The following is an 18,307-nucleotide window of genomic DNA, read 5'->3' on the forward strand; positions in this document are numbered from 1 at the left end:
GCCCTATGCCCGACACATTGAAAGATATACGTCTCTTCCGCCAGCAATGCCTGATCAACGGCCAATGGAGCGACGCGGACAACAAGGCCGTGCTGAGCGTGAGCAATCCCGCCACCAATGAAAAGCTGGGCGTGGTGCCCGACTGCGGGGCGGCGGAAACCAGGCGCGCCATTGCGGCGGCCGCCGCCGCATACCCGGCCTGGCGCGCCAGAACTCCGCTGGAGCGCGGCAACCTGCTGCGGGCCTGGGAACGGGCCATCCGGGAAAATCTGGACGATCTGGCCCGCATCCTCACCCTGGAAGAAGGCAAGCCCCTGGCTGAAGCGCGCGGCGAAATCCTTCAGGGCGCGTCCTATTTCCCCTGGTACGCCGAGGAATGCCGCCGGGTCTGCGGCGAGGTCACGCCTGCCTTCCGGCCCGGCACGCAAGTCCTGACCCGTCACGAACCCGTGGGCGTGGCCGCGGCCGTCACGCCCTGGAATTTCCCCTTTGCCATGATCCCGCGCAAGGCCGCGCCCGCCCTGGCCGCGGGCTGCACCATCGTGATCAAGCCCGCAAGCCGCACGCCCTACAGCGCCCTGGCCCTGGCCGAGCTGGCGCAACGCGCGGGCATTCCGGCCGGGGTGGTGAATGTGCTGACCGGCAAGGCCTCGGCCATCGGCGGCGAAATCGCGGCCAATCCCACGGTGCGCAAGCTGAGCTTTACCGGTTCCACCGAAGTGGGCAAGCGCCTGGCCGCCGACTGCGCGCCCTCGCTCAAGCGCCTTTCGCTGGAGCTGGGCGGCAACGCGCCCTTTATTGTTTTTGACGACGCGGATCTGGACCTGGCCCTGAATCTGGCTATGGCCAACAAGTTCCGCAACGCCGGGCAGACCTGCATCTGCGCCAACCGCTTTCTGATCCAGCGCGGCGTGTACGAAGCCTTCGCGGAAGGTTTGGCCCGGCGGATCAAAGGCCTGCGCGTGGGCAACGGCCTGGATCCCGATGTGACCATGGGCCCGCTGATCAACGCCAAGGCCGTTGCGCGGGTGGACGGCATGGTGCGCGACGCGCTGGCCAAAGGGGCGCAGTTGATCGCGGGCGGCAAGCCGCACGCGCTGGGCGGCAATTTCTACGAGCCCACTCTGCTCACCGGTCTGCGCAAGGACATGCAGATCTTCCAGAACGAGATTTTCGGCCCGGTGGCCGCCGTCATGCCCTTTGCCAGCGAGGAGGAAGCCGTGGCCCTGGCCAACGACACGCCTTACGGCCTGGCCTCTTATGTTTGCACGCGGGATCTGGGCCGGAGCTGGCGGATGCTCAATGCTCTGGAATACGGCATGGCAGGCGTCAACGACGCCGCCCTGGCCGCGGCCGAAACGCCCTTCGGCGGCGTGAAATACAGCGGCCTGGGCCGCGAGGGCGGCCGCGAAGGCCTGCTGGAATACATGGAAACGCATTTAGCGCTGCTGGGCGGGCTGGTTTAGAGTGTTTTGCCAATAAAATGAGCTAAACGCTCTGGCAGGGCGAAGCCATGCCCGCGCGTGTCAGCCGTTGGCGAAATTTACTTTCGCCGTGAAGCGTCGGAGCGAGCGTTTCAAAAGCAATATGCTCCAGGGTCTGCCCCTTTCAGGGACTATCGGCGGCAGGGCCGCAACGGCGGACGCGCATCTGCCCCGCCGCTGCGCCCCACAGCAAGGAGACGGACAATGCTGCTGCGTCAACCGGTGGCGGCCGGGCGTTTTTACCCGGCCGACGCCGATGCTCTCAGGGACGAGGTTCGCGGCTGGCTTGCGCTTGGCGCCGAAGTCGCCTTCAGAGGCAAAAACGCCGGGCAACACGTCGCCCCTGAAGCCGTACGCCTGTTCGGAGCCATGCTGCCGCACGCGGGCTATGTCTACTGCGGCCGGGTCATGGGCGCGACCTTGAGCGGGCTGCCACTGCCGCGCACGCTGCTCATTCTCTGCCCCAACCATACGGGTCGGGGAGAACCGCTGGGCGTCTGGCCACAGGGAGCGTGGATCACGCCGCTGGGGCCCATGCCCGTGGACGCGGCTTTGGCCGCCCGGCTCTGCACTGCTGATCACCGCGGCGGCTTCGCGCCGGACACGCTTTCTCATCTGGGCGAGCATTCCATTGAAGTCCTGCTGCCCTTTCTGCAATGCCTGGCGGCTGACGGGCAGCCTTTGCGCATAGTGCCGATCAGCGTGGGCACGCAACAGCCCGCGGCCTTGCGCGCGGCCGGGCAGGCCCTGGCCGAAACGCTCAGGCTCTGCGCGCAGAAAGACGCGCTTCCGGGCGTGATCGTCAGCTCGGACATGAACCACTATGAAAGCGAAAGCCGCACCAGGGAAAAAGACGCCCTGGCCCTGGAACGCGCCCTGGCCTGCGATCCCGATGGCCTGCTCTCCGTGATCGCGCGGGAAAACATCAGCATGTGCGGGGCCGGACCTCTGGCCCTGGCGCTTTTTGCCGCGCAACATCTGGGCGCGCCGCGAGCGGAACTGGTCCTGCACGACACCTCGGCCGCGGCCGCGGGAGAAACGGAACATGTGGTGGGCTACGCGGGCCTGCACCTGTGGCTGGAGCCCTTCAAAGACAACAGGCCTTAAAGCATATTTCTTTTGAAACGCTCGCTCCGGCGCTTAACGGCGCAAGTAAATTGCGCCTGCGCCTGTCTCTGCTGTCGTCATCCGTAAGGCGGCACAGCCGCCAACGGCTGACGCTCGCGGCGGGCATGGCTTCATGTACTCAGAGAGTACTCTATTTCAGAGTGATGATCAAGACTGTTGCTGATAAGTAAAAAGCATGAGGCTTGTTGAAAATATATTTTTGAAGAAAGAGATACGCTGAATGGAGAACGATAAAGCGGCAACGCGTCTTTACCAGGGCGTTCAGGCCGCGCGTTTTTTGCGCAGCCGTTGCCAGACGCTTTCCAGAATGGACGGCGCGAATATGGCGGAGAGCGGCAGAAAAAGCAGGGCAAAGACGCAGCCGCTGAGAGCCAGGGTCACGCAGGCCGCCCAGATGGGCGGCAGCGTCAGGGTACGCAGGCAGCAGGCGGAAAGCCACCAGCAAAGCGCAGCGCCCGGCAGGGCGCAGAAAAAGGCCCGCAGGCCCAGCGCGCAAAGTCCGGCAAAGGCCGCGCCGCCCTGCCGCCGCAGCCAGATGCCCGCGAGCCAGAGCACATAGAGGCTCACGCTCAGGCCGGAGAGCGCGCCAATGGCCCAGGCGCCGCGCGGCACGGCCCAGTAATGGTACAACGGCAGGCAGGCCAGGGTCATGATCGTGCCGGTCACGGCCGGGGTCAGGGTGTCGCCGTGGGCGTAATAGGCGCGTACCAGCACCATATACACGATCCACAGGGGCGTGGAGGCCAGCATGATTTGCGTGAGCGGCACGGCGGCCTGGGTCTCGGCCGCGCCGAAGCGGCCGCCCTGAAAGATCACGCCCAGAATCGGCCAGGCGGAGGCCATCATCCAGAGCGCGCAGGGGATAATCAGGCCGAGCCCGGCGCGCAGGGCCGTGCGCAGCGTCTGATCAAAGCGCTCCTTGTCGCCCTGGGTGAGCAGAGCCACCAGAAAGGGATAGGAGGCCACGGCCGCGGCCTGGCCCATCAGGCCCACAGGCACCTGGGCAATGCGCCGCGCGTAGTTGAGCAGGCTGACCGCGCCGTCGCCCGCCAGACTGCCGAAAACGCGCAGAAATTGCTCATCCAGCATGATCACGGTCTGGCCCAGCATCAGGGGCAGGGCCGTGATCAGAAAGCGGCGCATCAGGCGGTGCCGCCAGACAAGGCGCAGGCGCAGGCCGCCCCCGGCGGCCACGCACAGCGGCAGGGCAAAAGCGCCCAGGGCCGCGCCCACGGTCACGCCCGCGCAATAGCCGGTCATGCCTCTGGCTTCCGCAATATGCGGCAGCAGCAGGCCGCCGGCAATGATGCAGCCGTTGTAGATCAGCGGCGCCAGGGCCGGCACGCTGAATTGCCGCCGCAAATAGAGCAGGGCCATAAGACAGGCCCCACAGAGAAAAAAGATCTGGGCGGGCAGAATAATCCGCATGAAAAACGCCAGCCGTTGCCATTGCTCCGGCGAAAAGCCGGGCGCCACCAGCCGGGCCAGAGAGTCCGCGGCCAGCATGCCCGCGCCGGTAAGCAGAACCGAAATGGCCAGGATCCAGAAAAACACGCAGGAAAAAAAGCGCCAGGCATCGGCTTCATCCTCCTCGAAACGGCGCGAGAGCAGGGGGATGATGGTGATCGACATGAAGCCGCCAGCCAGCAGGTAGTTGATGATGTCCGGCACCACAAAGGCGGCAAAGTACATGTCCGCCTCATTGCCCGCGCCGAACTGCCAGGAGATGACCTTGTCCCGCACAAGGCCCATGAGACGGGAGAGAATGGCGCTTGCAGCCAGAATCAGGGCCGCCGCGCCCATGCGCTGCCGCGCCGCGAGCACTCCCATCAGCGCTGTTTCCCGCCGGCGCGTTTGGTCCGGGTCGCCGCACGGCTCTTGCCCTGCCTGGCAGGTCCGCCAGCGCCGCGCCGCGCATGGCCTTTGCCGCTTGCACGCTCCTGTTTGGCGCGCTTGCCCGCGGGTTCTCCGCCACGCGCGCGTGAATTGCGGGAGCGGGGCGAAGCGGAGGAGCCGGGGCGACGCCCTTTTTTTCTCGCGCCCCTGGGCAGTTCCAAAGGCATAAAACGGATTTCCAGGCGTCCGGGGCGCACGTCTTCCAGAATGACTTCCAGGCATTGCCCCAGCCGCCAGATCACGCCGGAATTCCGCCCCAGCAGGCATTGTTGCCGGGCGTCGTACTCATACCAGTCCTCGCCCAGATCTTCCACGCGGATCATGCCTTCCACGGGCATGGCGCTCAGCTCCACAAACAGGCCGAAATCCGTGACTCCGGAAATAACGCCGAAAAAGCGCTCGCCCTCGCGCCCTTGCAGGGCGAGGCAAGCCAGGCGGCGCGCCAGCTCACGCTCGCAATCCATGGCCGCGCGTTCGCGCCGGTTCAACCGATCCCCGATGCGCAGCAGCTTCTGCCCCGCGGGCAGGGGGCTGAGAGCCAGGCCCAGTGAGGCTTTCAAGGCGCGGTGCGTGAGAAGATCCGCATAGCGCCGGATGGGCGAGGTGAAATGGCAGTACGCCTCGGAGGCCAGGCCGAAATGCCCTTCATTTTCCGGCTGGTAGCGGGCCTGGGGCATGGCCCGCAGGCAGCGCCGATCCACCAGGTATTGCCGGTCCGTGCCCTGGGCCTCGGCCAGAATGCCCTGAAGCGACGCGGCCGTGGGTCTGGGGGGCAGGGTTTCCAGGGCCGTGGCTGTCAGCGTGCTGAAAAGACTTTGCAAACGCTCCGGGTCGGGCCGGGGATGCACGCGGTACAGAAAGGGCAGGCCGGACGCCTCAAGATGCCGGGCCACAGCCTCATTGGCCGCGATCATGAACTCTTCGATCAGCCTGTGGGCATCATGGCGCTGGCAAAAGCCGATCTTTTGCACGCGGCCCTGCCCGTCAAAGCTGTAGTCCGGCTCGGGCAGATCGAAATCCAGGCTGCCGCGCGCCTTGCGGGCCGCGCGCAGCACTGCGTAAAGCCGGAACGCCTCGGCCAGCATGGTCAGTATTTCCTTGCCGCGCGGATTTTCAGCCAAAGCGGCCAGGGCTGTCGGGTCCTTGTCCAGCAGGCAGGCTTTGACCTGATCATAGGTCAGGCGCGCCGCGGAACGCATGACGGCAAGCGCAAAGCGCGTGGCGCCCGGCTGCCCGTCAGGGGAAAAACGGATCTCGGCCAGCACGGCCAGCCGATCCTCCTGAGGTTTGAGGCTGCACAGGCCGTTGGAAAGGGCCGGGGGCAGCATGGGTTCCACGGAGCGGGGGAAATACCAGGAATTGCCGCGCTCCAGGGCTTCGGCGTCCAGGGCGCTGCGGCCGGGCACATACTGACTGACATCGGCAATGGCCACCCGCAACAGCCAGCCCTTGCCGCCGGGCAGGGCTTCGACCTGCACCGCGTCGTCAAAATCTCTGGCGTCCGCGCCGTCAATGGTCACCAAGGGCAGGGAGCGGAGATCCTCGCGGCCGGCCAGATCCCTGCGCGAGGGCGCGGCGGGCAGAGCTTCGGTTTCAGCCAGAACAGCCGGGGGAAAGTCGCGTGGGGCCTCGTGGTTCAGTTTGACCAGTTCCTCCTGCACGGCCACGTCGTCCTCGCGCCCGTATGCGCCCAGAAAGCGCGCGCTCCAGAGATCCGAGGCCAGGCGTTCCTGCGGGGCCAGCAGCACCAGCGCGCCTTTTTCCGGCACGGGCGCGCCCGCGGGCAGCTCCGCGTGAAAGGCTGCGGGCAGGCGGCTGTCCGCCGGAGTGCAGGCCAAAAGCCTGCCGGTGCGGCTTTGCACATGCGCCGGCACTTCCGTGAGCCCTCGCTCCAGGACTTCCACGATGCGCCCTTCCGGATTGCGGCCCGGACTGCGGCCAAAATCCCCGCCGTTGCGCCCCGGAGCGCGGGGGGCCAGCATGACCCGCACCAGATCCTGATGCCAGGCCTCATTGCTTTGCAGGGGATGAATGTAAATATCCCGTGCCGCGAGCGGGCGTGCGCTGCGCCCCGAAGCGCGGGTTTTGTCCGGGGCCTGCTCCGGCGGGATGCTCAGCGGCGTCACGAATCCCCCGCCGTTGCGCAAGGCGCTGAAGCGGCCGATGACGCTTTTCAGGCTTTCGGGCCTGGTCCAGAGACCGCCGCGCAAGCGTACCAGACGCCCTTGCCGCGCCAGTTCGGACAGGCGCGCTTCCAGATCTTTTTTTGCCCTGCGCGGCAGGTCCGCCGCGCGCAGCAGACCGTCAAGGCGCATGGGCCGGGCCTGGCGGTCGAAAAATTCCAGCAGCTCTTCGCTGCCAGGGATTGGGGAATCATGGGAATGCGCCAGGTTGCCTTTACGTTTTTTCACGCTGTTCCTGCTGTTGCAGTATTCTGCAAGAAAAGGGGCAAAAGAAGCGGCAAGCGGTAAAGCCGCGTCAAAAACTGTCGCAAGAACGCGCCCCTAAGGAGCGCGTTCTTTTTGGAAGCAACTGCGACGCCTGCGGCATTCGGGCTCCGGGCGCGCTCCTTGCTCACGGCTCTTGCTCCAGAGAGAATACGGCGGAACGAAAAGCCGGTCTTGAGGCTTTTCGCCCCGCATGGGCCGGTCAGGCAATCAGTTCCGGTTGCCCCCGAAAAGCCGCAGCAGCATCAGGAAGAGGTTGATGAAGTCCAGATACAGGGTCAACGCGCCCATGATCGCCCCGCGGCGGATGGCCGTGCCGTCATCCAAAGGCGCAGCCTCGCCGAAGCGGCGCAGCTTCTGGGTGTCATACGCTGTAAGGCCGGTAAAGATCAGCACGCCCAAGCAACTGATGATGAAATCCATCATGCTGCTTTTCAGGAACAGGTTTACCAGCATGGCGATGATCAGGCCGATCAGGCCCATGAACAGAAAGCTGCCCAGAGCCGTAAGATCCCGTTTGGTGACGGCCCCGTAGACCGACATGGCCAGAAACGTGCCTGTGGTCACCAAAAAGGCATTGGCGATGGACGCAATGGGATAGACCACGAAAATGGACGAGAGCATGGCCCCGGTGAGCGCAGAGTAAAGCAGAAAGAGGCCTGTGGCCGTGCCTGCCGACATTTTATGCACCGCCGCGGAAAGCGCAAGGACCAGAGCGAACTGGGCCACGATCAGGCCGATCATCACCAGGCTGTTGCCCAGAATCACATCGCGGATGGCCGGGGATGTGGAAACGGCGTAGGCTACCACCGTGGTCAGAGCAAGGCCCGCGGTCATCCACTGATAGACCTGGCGCATATAGACGGAAACGGCGCTGACGCCGCTCTGGGCGATACTGCGGGTAGTCGGTGACATATGTCCTCCAGAAAGACTGTTGATGGCTGAGCAAAACATGCGCAAAACCGCGCCCCGGCATTCCGCTGAGAAGCCGGGCGGAGACCGTTTTTTCGGAGTCCTTTGGGCATACTACATGACTCCGCTCCTGTTTAGCAAGTGCCCGCGTCTTGCCCGCCGCTGCCGGGCGTGTTAGTTTCAGAGCAGTTGCACAGTGAAGCTGCTCTCCCGGCGCGAAAGCGACAGCCGCATCATTCTTGAAAAAACCGCCTTTTTTCGCTGACGCGGATTGAACCTGGATACGTTCAATCAGAAAATGCTCTCACAGCACGGCAGGCTCTGAAGGATCCGCCGCGCTCATGAAAAAACCTGTCGCATGTAAGGAGTTGACCATGGAATTACCCCGCCTGCGCGCTCTTTCGGCCCTGGGGCTGGCCTTGTGTCTGGCGCTTGGCCTGGGCCTTGCGTCCTTCTTCCCGGCTGCCGCCCGCGCTGCCTCGTCCAATCCGGCTCAGTCCGCGGATCCGGCCGTCAAGCTGGAGACAAGTCTGGGAGACATTGTGGTGCGCCTGGATGCCCGCAAGGCTCCGATCAGCACCGCCAACTTTATCCAGTATGTCAAATCCGGGCACTATGACGGCACGATTTTCCACCGTGTGATCAAGGACTTCATGATCCAGGGGGGCGGCATGACCGCCGAGCTGAAGGAAAAGCCCGCCCGCGCGCCCATCCGCAATGAGGCGGACAACGGACTCAGGAACCGGAAATACACTATTGCCATGGCCCGCACCGCGGATCCCCATTCGGCGAGTTCTCAGTTCTTCATCAATACCAGGGACAACGCTTTTCTGGACTTTAAAAGCCAGACGCCCCAGGGTTGGGGCTATGCCGTCTTCGGCAAGGTAATCAAGGGGCAGGACGTGGTTGACAGGATTGCAGGCGTGGCCACCGGCAAAAAGGGTTTTTATGAAGATGTGCCCACTACGCCGGTGATCATCAAAAAAGCCACGGTCATTGAATAGAGCGGTTTGCTGTTGAAAACGGCAACCGCTCTGGCGGCCGCTCCCGCGGCCGCCAGAGCAATTTCAAAGTGAAATTGCTCTAAGCTCTGGCACGTTCTCATTTCTCGTGCGACTCATTCTCAATTTTCATGCGGCCTCACAGCCCCACATCGTTTTCGGGGGCACTCCTGCATGGCCAAAAAGGGGGTCAGAGCAAAAGTGCGTTGCTCTAACCCCCTGAAATTCATGGTGGAGAAGAAGGGATTTGAACCCTCGACCCCCGCCTTGCGAAGGCGATGCTCTCCCAGCTGAGCTACTTCCCCACAAACGAAAACACTGCGGAAAAATTTTTTAGGCAAAACAGGCGGGCCTGTCAAGTCTTTCCTGGGAGCAGGCCAGGGCTGACGCATTGTATGCGGCAGCCCTGGCGGCGATGCGACAGCATCGCCCGAAGCCGCAGGCTTCGTGGGAGCGAAGTGCGCGCCGCCGAAGCGGCTCTTCCCAGCGCTTATGAGAACATAGCAAAATTATTGCACGTAATATTCAGATGCGTCAGCTGCTGGGGAGCAGGCTGTGCTTATGGAATTTCCAGAAGCTCGCAAATCCGGGCCACGCGATGCTCATAGCCATGCCCGGCGAGCAGATGAGCGCGCCAGGCCGCACGCAAGGCATGCGCGCGGGCCGGGTGGGCGCGGAGCTCCGCCAGCCGGGGAAGCAGTTCTTCCGGGCCGCGCAAAGTCATGGGCCGCGTCAACTCCTCAGGGAAAATTTCCAGGCCGGGCGTAGGGTCGCTCAAAAGCAGGCCGCCCGCAGCCCAGACGTCGAAATGGCGCTGACTCAGGCTCTGCGGCAAAAGCAGGCTGGTTACGTTGAGCACGGCTGCGGCCGCGGCATAGAGCCGGGGCAGGACCGTATAATAATCCACTGGCGGCAAAAGCTCCAGCCCCGGCAGCAGCCCTTGCCAGCCGTTGTCTCCCACGACGCGCAGCCCCGCGGGAGCCCCGGCCCTGAGCCAGCGGACGCGGTTGACGAGCGCGCAACGCTCCGCGCCCAGGCCGGCGCAGCGTACGCTGTGACCCGGCCAGAGCGTGACGTGGAGCTTTTGCAGCCACCAATGCACATCAGGCATGGGTCCGGCGCCGTTGGGCTGACAGAGCAAGGCCTCGGCCTCGGCCATCAGTGCCGCGGGCACGCGGGCCGCAGCGAAAAAACGCTCTCGTTCCGGAAAGGCTGAGCGCCCCACAAAGAGCGGCGGCCCACAGCCGATGCCCGCCGCTTTCTCGCCATCCTGTTCCGGCACGTCTTGCCACATATGCGGGGCGACAGCCAAAGGCAGATGAAAAACCCGCCTGGCCCCTGCGGCCTTGAGGCCGGGAATGAAACCGGCGTCCGTCACGAACAGCGCAGCCTCGCGCCACCAGGGCTGGCGCAGGGCTGAAAGCAGATGCCAGGGATTATCCACAAACCACAGCGCCACCGGCACGCCCAGGGCCCGGCAGAAATAAAAAAGCCGACCGTCCGGGTCAAGGCCGCGCAGATTGACTGACAGCAGCAATACCGGCTTGCGTCCGGCCCATAGGCTCTCCCAGGCCCCCTGGCCGCCCCCTTGGGCTGACGCCCCGCTGCCATGAGCCGGATTGTGAGCGTTGGCGGGCTCTGGCGGGAGATGTTCCCATATTGGCGCAAAGCCGCAGACGGTCAGCGCGCGGCGCAATTCCTGGTGCAGCAGTTGCCGGTCCGTGCCCGGCAACAGAACCGGGCCGCGGCAGTTGTGAGCATCCTTGGCAGGGGCAATATCCGGTCCTGCCGCCGTGGCGACCCCGGGCCGAATGCGGTTTTTCTCTCCTGCCGCCAGCAGCGCCGCATCCAGACGGCCCAGCAGCGGGCCCCAGAATTCCGGGGCCAACCTCAGCCCCGGGCGGTAAAAAAAACGCGTGCAGCGCGGGGCCAGTTCCACAGCCTGATCCGGCGAAATCTCCTGCCAGTTGGCAGGCAGCCGTTCACGCTCCGCAACAGGGCGCAGCGCCTGCAAACGGCGTCGGGTGAGCGGTTCGTCCAGCCAGAAAACCCGGGCGTGCTGCCGCAGAAAAGGCAAATCCCGCGCTCGTCCGGGGCCCAGCCCCAAAAGCAGCGCGTACTCGCCTTCTCCGGCCACTGCCCAGGCCTGGGGTTCTTCGGGCAGGCTCACTGCGCGGCCCGCAAAGTCAGGCAGGCAGATACGGCGCGGCAGAGCAGCTTTTTCACGCATTTCAGGAGCAGGGCGACCGGGCATGCTGGCCTCATGTTTTCAAACAGTCTTACCCGCCCAGTGTAGCGAATTTATCCGTCAAGGCCCAGCGCATTTATGGGCCGGGCAGGCAATCCGCAAGGCCCGGCGCATTCTCCGCCCCTTGCTGAAAACGTGGGCTTTTGCGCGACGGCACGCGGCAGAAGGAGCAGGCTGCGCAACTTTTGCCGGGGTTGCAGGGAGGCGCGCAATGAAACTCCCCGCCAAACGCATTGCTGCGCCGGGCGGGGAGTTCAGACAAAAAATAAACCTTGGCCCTTTATTTGATCACGCCGCAGGCGATACGGGCTCCGCCGCCGCCCAACGGGGGATTGTCGCTGTAATTGTCGCCGCCGGAATGAATCACCACAGAGCGGCCCTTGATATCCTTGGTCTGCAAACCGGCCACATGCAGCTTGGCCTTAGCGCCGCCCTTGTCGTCAGCCGTGATGAGCGGCAGGTCGCCCAGGTGGCCGCCCTTGCCGGGACCGGCATGCCTGTTGGTCATCTTGGGGTCATAATGTCCGCCCGCGGCAAGGCCCGCGGCCATTTTGCCGTCCTGCTCGGCCGGAGCGCAGGTGGCGTTTTGGTGGATATGCATGCCGTGCGGGCCCTGGGGCAGACCGACCAGATCAACAAGGATGTCCATGCCCCCTTCGCCGTCCTCAAAGGTGATGAAGCCGATTTCCTGACCCACGCCGTCGGCGCTGATCATGTTCACGGGAGTTTTGACGGTTTCCGCATGGGCTGGGCCGGCCATGATCAAAAGGCCGCCGCACAGCAGACTTACGGCAAGTGTTGCTTTTTTCATAAATTTATTCTCCTTGGTAGTACTGCCGTTCGGAAATTTGCGAACGACATGTGTTTATTGATATAAAAATAGACTATCCTTTTTTAAAAAGACGGTCAATACATGGCATCTTTTTCCTGGTCATACTGCTTTTACAGCAGATATGCGTGCTGCTGCGCCTCCAAATAGGTTTCCGCAGGCCACTGGCGCAGATGGACGGCCCTTTTTCTCATGTGGAGCGAGGCATGTCACGGCCTGTTCCGGCGGCCCGGCGGTTGCGTCCGCTCTGGGCGGGAGCCCTCGCGGCACTTGGCGAACCGCCTGAAAAAGTGTAGGCTTATATGTTGGAGTCTGCATGAAGGAATATCGCGATCATTACTTTCTCAAGGCCAAACGGGAAAATTACCCGGCCCGCTCGGTCTACAAGCTGAAGGAGCTGGACGCCAGATTCCGGCTGCTCAAACCGGGGCTCAAAGTGCTGGATCTGGGCGCGGCACCCGGCTCCTGGTCTTTGGGAGCAGCAGAAAAAGTGGGTTCCAAAGGCCTGGTGCTGGCCTGCGACATCCAGAGCACGGACACGGTTTTTCCCCCGCAGGTCATCTTTATGCAGGAGGACGTCTTTGCGCGCTCGGCCGACTTTGAGGCCAAACTTGATGCGCTGGGCCCTTTTGATCTGGTGATCAGCGACATGGCCCCGCGCACCACGGGCACGCGCTTTACGGATCAGGCCCGCTCCCTGGAGCTGGCCCAGGAAGCCCTGGCCGTGGCCTGCGCCCGACTGAAGAGCGGCGGCGGCTTTGTCGTCAAGATTTTCATGGGGCCGGACATTCAGGAGTTGCTCGCGCCCATGCGCCGGGCGTTTACTTCGGTCAAATCCTTCAAGCCCAAGAGTTCGCGCGCCGAAAGCAAGGAAACTTTTTTCGTGGGCCTGGGCTTTTGCGGCGGCGCGGCAGAGATCTGAACGAAAGTATCAGTCCCGTTTTTATTTACTTCAAGGTTTTCGGGAGGTTTTATGTCAGGGCACAGCAAATGGGCCAATATTCAGCACCGCAAGGGTCGCCAGGACGCCAAGCGCGGCAAGGTCTTCACCAAGGCCGCCAAGGAAATCATCATTGCCGCCAAAACCGGCGGCGATCCCGCAGGCAATCCCCGCCTGCGGGCGGCCATAGCCGCGGCCAAGGCCGTCAACCTGCCCAAGGACAAAATTGAGGCCGCCATCCGCAAGGGCACCGGCGAGGATGCGGGCGGCGACTTTGTGGAAGCCTTTTACGAGGGCTACGGGCCCGGCGGCATTGCGGTCATGGTCGAAGTGGCCACGGACAATAAAAACCGCACCGTGGCCGAAGTGCGCCACCTTTTCACCAAGCACGGCGGCGCCATGGGTGAAAACGGCAGCGTGGCCTGGATGTTTGACCGCAAAGGCGTGATCAGCGTGGACAAGGCCGCCTACGCGGAAGATAAAATCATGGAAGCCGCCCTGGAAGCCGGAGCCGACGACGTGCTGGACGAGGACGACGTGTGGAGCATCCACACGGCCATGGCCGATTTCACGGCCGTGCGCGATTCTCTGGAGGCCGCGGGCATTGTCATGCAGTCGGCCGAGCTGGCCATGGTGCCTCAGAACCTGGTGGCCGTGGATGCGGACATGGGGCAGAAGGTCTTGCGGCTCATGGATGCCCTGGACGACAATGACGACGTGCAGAATGTGTATGCGAACGTTGATTTTCCCGATGACATGCCCACGGATTAGTACCATGTAACACCCAAAACTTCGTTTTCTGTGTTACGATCGCTGCGCCGAAATACCTTGTTGCCGTTGCGGTCGCGATGGTACGCCCTTACGGGCTACAGCGGAACAAAAGGCAAGAGCGTGGACCGTCTATGCAGCCAGTTACCGTCATAGGCATTGATCCCGGCTCGCAGCGCACGGGCTGGGGCGTGGTGCGCGAAGTTTCGGGCGTTTTGCAGCTCGTGGACTGCGGCATTGTGCGCACGGCCTCCGCGGGCAGGGCGTTTTCCGAGCGCCTGGCCCGCATTTACCATGAGCTTACGGCGGTCATGAGCCGCTTCAGGCCCGACGAGGCTGCCATAGAGCAGGTGTTTACAGCCAAAAACGCGGCCAGCGCGCTCAAACTGGGCCAGGCCAGAGGCGTGGCCGTGGCCGCCTGCGCGGCGCACGGCGTATGCATCAGCGACTATGAGCCCACGCTGGTCAAAAAATCCCTGGTGGGCACGGGCCGGGCGGAAAAAGAACAGGTGGCCTTTATGGTCAGGCGCCTGCTCAACGTCAAAGAGGCCGCCTGGGCTCTGGATGTTTCGGACGCCCTGGCCGTATCGGTCTGCCATTTGAGCATGCGCCGCTTCGCGGCCCTGACCGCGCGGTAGCGCGTCTTGCTTTTAGAGCAATTTCACTTTGAAAGCATCTCACATATTTTCATGAATAGCCCAATAATTATCAATAAAAACAAATAATTATCTTCATCATTTTTATCCCGAAAATCCATTTTGGATAATGGACGGATAATCATCTTCCCTTTTGAGGGATTCGCCGTTATCATGCTTCCATGAACGACGTAACTACCCGAAAATACATAAAAACAAAGTTTGAAGGCGTTTTCTATCGCCTGTCTTCCAAGAAACGCAACCCCAAGACGGGAGAGCCGGATCGCATCTACTGTTTTTGCTATACCGATGCTCAGGGCAAGGGGCACTGGAAAACGGTCGGCAGGCACAGTGAGGGTGTCCGGCCCGCATTGGCCAAACGTGAACGGGCAAAATTCATTGCCGAAATCGCCGATACCGGCATAGACCCCGCAGCCCGTGACAGGGTAACGGTCGGACAGCTCGTGGACGCCTACCTCACATGGGGCCGCAGTGAGGGGAAATACGTTGACCAGCACTACAGTCAGTATCGCGTCCACCTCAAAGCTAAAATCCACGATCTGCCTGTTTCCGACTTGAGTGCCGGATTGCTCTCCAATCTCAAGGCGAAACTGCTCGCTACCCCAAAGGGCAACACAAAATCCAAAAAGAATGTTGCTGTCGAGTCCGTGTCCAGGGCGAAGCCCCGGAAGACTCTGGCAGGTCAAACCGTAAACTGCATTTTCAGCTTCCTGCGATCCGCCATCAACCGGGGCATAGCTACCGGCGCATGGAGTGGCGCCAATCCCCTGTCCACCAGGGGAGGCACATGGAAAATGGTCAAGCCCAATAATGAACGATTGCGCTTTCTCACGCGGGATGAAGCCAAAGCTCTTCTGGATGACCTTGAAAAGCGGCATCCGCAGTTGCACGATATGGTTTTGCTTTCCCTGCGAACCGGCCTCCGGCCTACCGAAATGTTCAAACTCAAGGGGCAGGATGTGGACGCCAACGCCTGCGGCCTCTACATCCTCCAGAAAGGAGGAAAACGGGTTTTCGTCCGTGTGCCGGAAGATATGATCAGAATGCTCCAGGCCTACAATCGCAAGTCTGCTGAACCGATCTTCCAGCAGCCCAGGAAAAAGGCCGCGTTTAAACAAACTCCGGCCTGCTTCCAAACCGCGGTCAGGAAGCTCAACCTGGCCCCTGAGGACGGCGACAGCCTGTACGCCATTACCCTGCACACCATGCGGCACACCTTCGCCTCGTGGTTGGCGCAGTCTGGGCAGGTCACGCTCATGGAGCTGCAAAAGCTGATGCGTCATAAAAATATCACCATGACGATGAGGTACGCGCACCTCTTTCCCGGACAGGAAAGCGAAAAGCTGTCGATCATCGAAAGTATTTTGGTCTGAAGCCGTCATACGCCAGAGCCGCCAAAGGTTTTTCCCCGTTTGGCGATGCTGTAGCATATGGGGCTTTCTGGTGGGAGTGGTAGGATTATGCAAATCGCAAAAAGAGTTCTCCCGATCTCTGGATGACAGTAAAACATTATTTAGTTAATATTCTCAATTTGTTAAGACATGTTTTTCATAACCAGCGCGGCCCCCATCTCATACGCCTTTTTGCATTCCTGCGGAAATACGGTTTCATGTCTGCGTTTTTTCGCCTCGGGATCGAAATACGACCAGGGCCAGTCCAGCTTGCTATAGTCTTTGAGCTGGAGCGTATTTCCGCTGACCAGGGTTTCCGTTGGCCCGACAAATCTGTTCAGAATCTGCTGGTAGTTTTGCAGCAGTCCCGTGTAAGCCGTATCGGGCGCGTTGCTGGTCATGATCAGCAGCACGGGGATCGGATTTTGATTGCAACACGGCGTTTCACTGTTATAGGTCAAATTTTGGAACACCAGCCGTTCATAGAGCGCCCGGAACGAGGCTGTCATTTCGCTGAGATAATTCGGAGAACCAATGATCAGTCCGTCAGCTTCGCGGATGGCATCCAGTACTTTTGTCAGTCCATCACGGCACACGCAGTGCCCTTTGTTCTGGTTTTTCTTGCATCCAAAACAGGAAATACACCCGGTATATTTTTCGAGACGGAACAGGTCGAATTTTTCCACAGTTGCGCCTGAGGACTCAGCGCCTTTCGATGCCTCGGTGATCAGGGTATCGGTGTTCCAGCCTTTCCGTGGCCCGGCATTGACCGCTATAATTTTTTTACTCATAAATTTCACCTCGTTCAGTGTTTTTTTCGTTCAACACCCGGCTTGAAAGCGTTCGGGAGCCGACTTCTTACTTCCCTCGTACACCGTCTTTTCCTCATCGTAAATGATCGGCTGATCCGGCCAGGTTTTCCCGTTTTTTTCTTCAGCCATCGCGCAGAGTAATTGCTTTTGCCATTTTAAGGCGCTTCTAAGGCATAGCCCTGATGAGATAGCGGACGGCCTGGTTATCGGGGCGCACTTCATTGGCAACAGGTACACCGTAAGCGGCAGGAGAAACATCAATTCGATATTGATTACAGGTCCATCCTCCCCATGAAGCGGCAGGTGCTGAAATTCCCCATGAGCTGTTCCAGACGAATGCTCCACTTGCTCGTAAATCTGCTCCAAACCCCGTCCAAATATAACCGACACCATTATAATTTCTTGTAGCGTGCCCCTGATGCGCTCCCAGCCCTGCGGAATTTCCCCCATGCCCCCGCAGGAACAGGCCTCGCAAATCGGGAACTCGCCCGCCCACAAGCGCAAACAGTTCCGGGAAGGCTGTCTGCGACACGGTTTGTCCGTTACATTCCAACCAGTTATCCATATCTTCAGGGTTGGTTGCAACGGGCCATGCGACGATGGTTCCCACAGGGACGCCGCCCCCCGCATTTTTGGCAACCACGGCGACCGTCGTGGGATTGAAAGCGGTAGCATCCGCGCCTGTGGCAAGCGGCGGGGTAAATGTCAGTTGGAAAACAAACAGGAGAAAGAAAGACAAGAAAAATTGGTTCATTCGCATACTTTTTCCTTCAGTGGAGGATTTTTCACTTCTCCGCCAGTATCTTTTTCACATGCCCGAACACGGTTCGCGCATAGATCCGTCCGCGTTCGGGGTTTTTGTGCAGCGGCGTGTGGTAGGAGGCCACGGCTTTCCAGTTCAGCCCGTGCCGGCGGATCTCCTGCGCCAGAATCCATACGCCGATCCGGACGTTGGTGGCCGGGTCCAGCACCTGTTCCAGCGGCCAGTGGTATTTTCTGATCCAGTAGGCATTGACCTGCATGATCCCCACATCGAAGGAGCGGCCACTGTGCAGGGCGGCCCGCGCCAGACGCAGGGCCTTTTCCCTGGAGTCCGGCCGCACGTCCCGCCCGGCGAGATTCAGTATCCAGGGCCGGCAGCCGGACTCTGTGCGGGCAATGGCCAGCGCCAGGGCTTTCGGCACCTGATAGCGGGCGCACGGCGCGTCAAAGAGATGCTCCACGGCCCGCTGACGTTCCCGCAAGGTGTTGGCATGAGCTGGCGCGCAACAGCACAGGAGCGCCAGAAACACTATCATTCCTGCTTCGCGCATGTGGTGAACACCATGATCCTGCCGTAACTGTCCGTCGGGTATATCCAGCCGTCCGCGTCTCCCAACTTTTTGTTTGGGGTCTGCACACGCAGATGCACCTGCCATTCGGTATCGGATACCGAGGTCGCCCAGGTCTGGAGTGAAGTCAGCGGTGGCGCTTGTGGCCCGGCCTCGGCAAGGGACGGCGCGGTATAAATGGCCGGCACCGTGCCTGTGGATGGCGCGCAAACGGGCTTGGGGATGCGCTGACCGTTGACGGCCACGGCAGCACTTTTGAACAGCGCGGAGTTGCCGGAATCCCCGATGATCTCCAGGGAGTAATTGCGGCAGATGTAGAGGCCGTGCACACGATCCAGAAAGACGCGACCCTGATCCTCGTCGGCGGTACAGGCTTCCGTACTGATCGCCCGCTCCGTAAACCGGACTTCGCCCACGCCGGTAATGGCGTGATCCGTCATGTCCAGATTCGTTTGCATGGCGTT

At 61.5% G+C, this 18,307-nt stretch carries 16 protein-coding genes, 1 tRNA gene and 1 pseudogene; 7 read left to right on the top strand and 11 right to left on the bottom strand.

Annotation, left to right across the window (positions count from 1 at the left end; translation table 11 throughout):
* Positions 1 to 5 precede the first annotated feature (5 nt).
* Together G7Y51_RS05685 and amrB are read left to right on the top strand one after the other, a co-directional pair.
* Positions 6 to 1,466, top strand: a complete 1,461-nt coding sequence (locus tag G7Y51_RS05685; RefSeq protein WP_165175429.1) for an NAD-dependent succinate-semialdehyde dehydrogenase — start codon at positions 6 to 8, stop codon at positions 1,464 to 1,466.
* Positions 1,467 to 1,688: 222 nt separating this feature from the next.
* Entirely contained in the window at positions 1,689 to 2,591 is a 903-nt protein-coding gene (gene amrB, locus G7Y51_RS05690) for an AmmeMemoRadiSam system protein B (protein WP_165175432.1), read from the top strand.
* A gap of 282 nt (positions 2,592 to 2,873) precedes the next feature.
* Here amrB and murJ read toward each other — a convergent pair whose 3' ends face one another.
* The 3 genes from murJ to G7Y51_RS05705 all read right to left on the bottom strand — a co-directional run bounded on the left by murJ (position 2,874) and on the right by G7Y51_RS05705 (position 7,870).
* On the bottom strand, positions 2,874 to 4,442 hold the full coding sequence (gene murJ, locus G7Y51_RS05695) for a murein biosynthesis integral membrane protein MurJ (RefSeq protein ID WP_165175435.1): 1,569 nt from the start codon (positions 4,440 to 4,442) through the stop codon (positions 2,874 to 2,876).
* Entirely contained in the window at positions 4,442 to 6,919 is a 2,478-nt protein-coding gene (locus G7Y51_RS05700) for a VacB/RNase II family 3'-5' exoribonuclease (RefSeq protein WP_165175438.1), read from the bottom strand. Before G7Y51_RS05700 ends, murJ begins: the two co-directional genes overlap by 1 nt.
* Positions 6,920 to 7,165: 246 nt before the next feature.
* Complete coding sequence (locus G7Y51_RS05705; RefSeq protein ID WP_165175441.1) at positions 7,166 to 7,870, bottom strand: Bax inhibitor-1/YccA family protein; 705 nt, start codon at positions 7,868 to 7,870, stop codon at positions 7,166 to 7,168.
* A gap of 371 nt (positions 7,871 to 8,241) precedes the next feature.
* On the opposite strand from G7Y51_RS05705, the gene G7Y51_RS05710 reads away from it, so the two are divergent.
* Positions 8,242 to 8,871 (top strand): peptidylprolyl isomerase, encoded by a 630-nt coding sequence (locus G7Y51_RS05710; RefSeq protein WP_165175444.1) that lies wholly within the window; start codon positions 8,242 to 8,244, stop codon positions 8,869 to 8,871.
* 226 nt (positions 8,872 to 9,097) lie between these two features.
* Here G7Y51_RS05710 and G7Y51_RS05715 read toward each other — a convergent pair.
* From G7Y51_RS05715 to G7Y51_RS05725, 3 genes are all read right to left on the bottom strand, one after another.
* Positions 9,098 to 9,173, bottom strand: a tRNA-Ala gene (locus G7Y51_RS05715).
* A gap of 254 nt (positions 9,174 to 9,427) precedes the next feature.
* A complete protein-coding gene (locus tag G7Y51_RS05720; protein ID WP_241160146.1) occupies positions 9,428 to 11,122 on the bottom strand; it encodes a glycosyltransferase in 1,695 nt (564 codons plus the stop codon).
* Positions 11,123 to 11,396: 274 nt separating this feature from the next.
* Complete coding sequence (locus G7Y51_RS05725) at positions 11,397 to 11,927, bottom strand: superoxide dismutase family protein (protein ID WP_165175447.1); 531 nt, start codon at positions 11,925 to 11,927, stop codon at positions 11,397 to 11,399.
* Positions 11,928 to 12,261: 334 nt separating this feature from the next.
* Between G7Y51_RS05725 and G7Y51_RS05735 the strand changes: the two genes are divergently transcribed.
* The 3 genes from G7Y51_RS05735 to ruvC all read left to right on the top strand — a co-directional run bounded on the left by G7Y51_RS05735 (position 12,262) and on the right by ruvC (position 14,291).
* The gene (locus G7Y51_RS05735; protein ID WP_165175453.1) at positions 12,262 to 12,867 is read left to right on the top strand and encodes an RlmE family RNA methyltransferase; all 606 of its coding nucleotides are present in this window, start codon (positions 12,262 to 12,264) and stop codon (positions 12,865 to 12,867) included.
* 51 nt (positions 12,868 to 12,918) lie between these two features.
* Positions 12,919 to 13,656, top strand: a complete 738-nt coding sequence (locus tag G7Y51_RS05740) for a YebC/PmpR family DNA-binding transcriptional regulator (protein ID WP_165175455.1) — start codon at positions 12,919 to 12,921, stop codon at positions 13,654 to 13,656.
* Between the two features lie 131 nt (positions 13,657 to 13,787).
* The gene (gene ruvC / locus G7Y51_RS05745; RefSeq protein ID WP_165175457.1) at positions 13,788 to 14,291 is read left to right on the top strand and encodes a crossover junction endodeoxyribonuclease RuvC; all 504 of its coding nucleotides are present in this window, start codon (positions 13,788 to 13,790) and stop codon (positions 14,289 to 14,291) included.
* 23 nt (positions 14,292 to 14,314) lie between these two features.
* Here ruvC and G7Y51_RS05750 read toward each other — a convergent pair whose 3' ends face one another.
* Positions 14,315 to 15,199, bottom strand: coding sequence for a hypothetical protein (locus G7Y51_RS05750; RefSeq protein ID WP_165175353.1), 885 nt, complete (start codon positions 15,197 to 15,199; stop codon positions 14,315 to 14,317).
* On the opposite strand from G7Y51_RS05750, the gene G7Y51_RS05755 reads away from it, so the two are divergent.
* Positions 15,104 to 15,682: a site-specific integrase gene (locus tag G7Y51_RS05755; protein WP_241160147.1), complete on the top strand. Its 579-nt coding sequence runs from the start codon at positions 15,104 to 15,106 to the stop codon at positions 15,680 to 15,682. The two genes, G7Y51_RS05750 and G7Y51_RS05755, sit on opposite strands and share 96 nt — an antisense overlap.
* 161 nt (positions 15,683 to 15,843) lie before the next feature.
* Here G7Y51_RS05755 and G7Y51_RS05760 read toward each other — a convergent pair whose 3' ends face one another.
* From G7Y51_RS05760 to G7Y51_RS05775, 4 genes and pseudogenes are all read right to left on the bottom strand, one after another.
* A complete protein-coding gene (locus G7Y51_RS05760) occupies positions 15,844 to 16,491 on the bottom strand; it encodes a flavodoxin family protein (protein WP_165175469.1) in 648 nt (215 codons plus the stop codon).
* A gap of 187 nt (positions 16,492 to 16,678) precedes the next feature.
* Positions 16,679 to 17,272 carry a phage tail protein gene (locus tag G7Y51_RS05765; RefSeq protein ID WP_206214261.1) on the bottom strand — a complete coding sequence of 198 codons (594 nt, stop codon included), beginning with the start codon at positions 17,270 to 17,272 and terminating at the stop codon, positions 16,679 to 16,681.
* A gap of 25 nt (positions 17,273 to 17,297) precedes the next feature.
* On the bottom strand, positions 17,298 to 17,825 hold the full coding sequence (locus G7Y51_RS05770) for a lytic transglycosylase domain-containing protein (protein ID WP_241160148.1): 528 nt from the start codon (positions 17,823 to 17,825) through the stop codon (positions 17,298 to 17,300).
* A pseudogene (locus G7Y51_RS05775) lies at positions 17,807 to 18,307 on the bottom strand (shufflon system plasmid conjugative transfer pilus tip adhesin PilV); the annotation flags it as partial. The gene G7Y51_RS05770 and the pseudogene G7Y51_RS05775, both read right to left, overlap by 19 nt.

The organism is Desulfovibrio sp. ZJ369, from assembly GCF_011039085.1.
GTDB lineage: Bacteria > Desulfobacterota > Desulfovibrionia > Desulfovibrionales > Desulfovibrionaceae > Desulfovibrio.

What these genes read in the sequence shown, in the direction of transcription:
- G7Y51_RS05685 (WP_165175429.1), top strand. Translation starts at nt 6, where the DNA reads ATGCCCGACACATTGAAAGATATACGTCTCTTCCGCCAGCAATGCCTG.
- amrB (WP_165175432.1), top strand. Translation starts at nt 1,689, where the DNA reads ATGCTGCTGCGTCAACCGGTGGCGGCCGGGCGTTTTTACCCGGCCGAC.
- murJ (WP_165175435.1), bottom strand. Translation starts at nt 4,442, where the DNA reads ATGGGAGTGCTCGCGGCGCGGCAGCGCATGGGCGCGGCGGCCCTGATT.
- G7Y51_RS05705 (WP_165175441.1), bottom strand. Translation starts at nt 7,870, where the DNA reads ATGTCACCGACTACCCGCAGTATCGCCCAGAGCGGCGTCAGCGCCGTT.
- G7Y51_RS05710 (WP_165175444.1), top strand. Translation starts at nt 8,242, where the DNA reads ATGGAATTACCCCGCCTGCGCGCTCTTTCGGCCCTGGGGCTGGCCTTG.
- G7Y51_RS05720 (WP_241160146.1), bottom strand. Translation starts at nt 11,122, where the DNA reads ATGCCCGGTCGCCCTGCTCCTGAAATGCGTGAAAAAGCTGCTCTGCCG.
- G7Y51_RS05725 (WP_165175447.1), bottom strand. Translation starts at nt 11,927, where the DNA reads ATGAAAAAAGCAACACTTGCCGTAAGTCTGCTGTGCGGCGGCCTTTTG.
- G7Y51_RS05735 (WP_165175453.1), top strand. Translation starts at nt 12,262, where the DNA reads ATGAAGGAATATCGCGATCATTACTTTCTCAAGGCCAAACGGGAAAAT.
- G7Y51_RS05740 (WP_165175455.1), top strand. Translation starts at nt 12,919, where the DNA reads ATGTCAGGGCACAGCAAATGGGCCAATATTCAGCACCGCAAGGGTCGC.
- ruvC (WP_165175457.1), top strand. Translation starts at nt 13,788, where the DNA reads ATGCAGCCAGTTACCGTCATAGGCATTGATCCCGGCTCGCAGCGCACG.
- G7Y51_RS05755 (WP_241160147.1), top strand. Translation starts at nt 15,104, where the DNA reads ATGGTCAAGCCCAATAATGAACGATTGCGCTTTCTCACGCGGGATGAA.
- G7Y51_RS05760 (WP_165175469.1), bottom strand. Translation starts at nt 16,491, where the DNA reads ATGAGTAAAAAAATTATAGCGGTCAATGCCGGGCCACGGAAAGGCTGG.
- G7Y51_RS05765 (WP_206214261.1), bottom strand. Translation starts at nt 17,272, where the DNA reads ATGCGAATGAACCAATTTTTCTTGTCTTTCTTTCTCCTGTTTGTTTTC.
- G7Y51_RS05770 (WP_241160148.1), bottom strand. Translation starts at nt 17,825, where the DNA reads ATGCGCGAAGCAGGAATGATAGTGTTTCTGGCGCTCCTGTGCTGTTGC.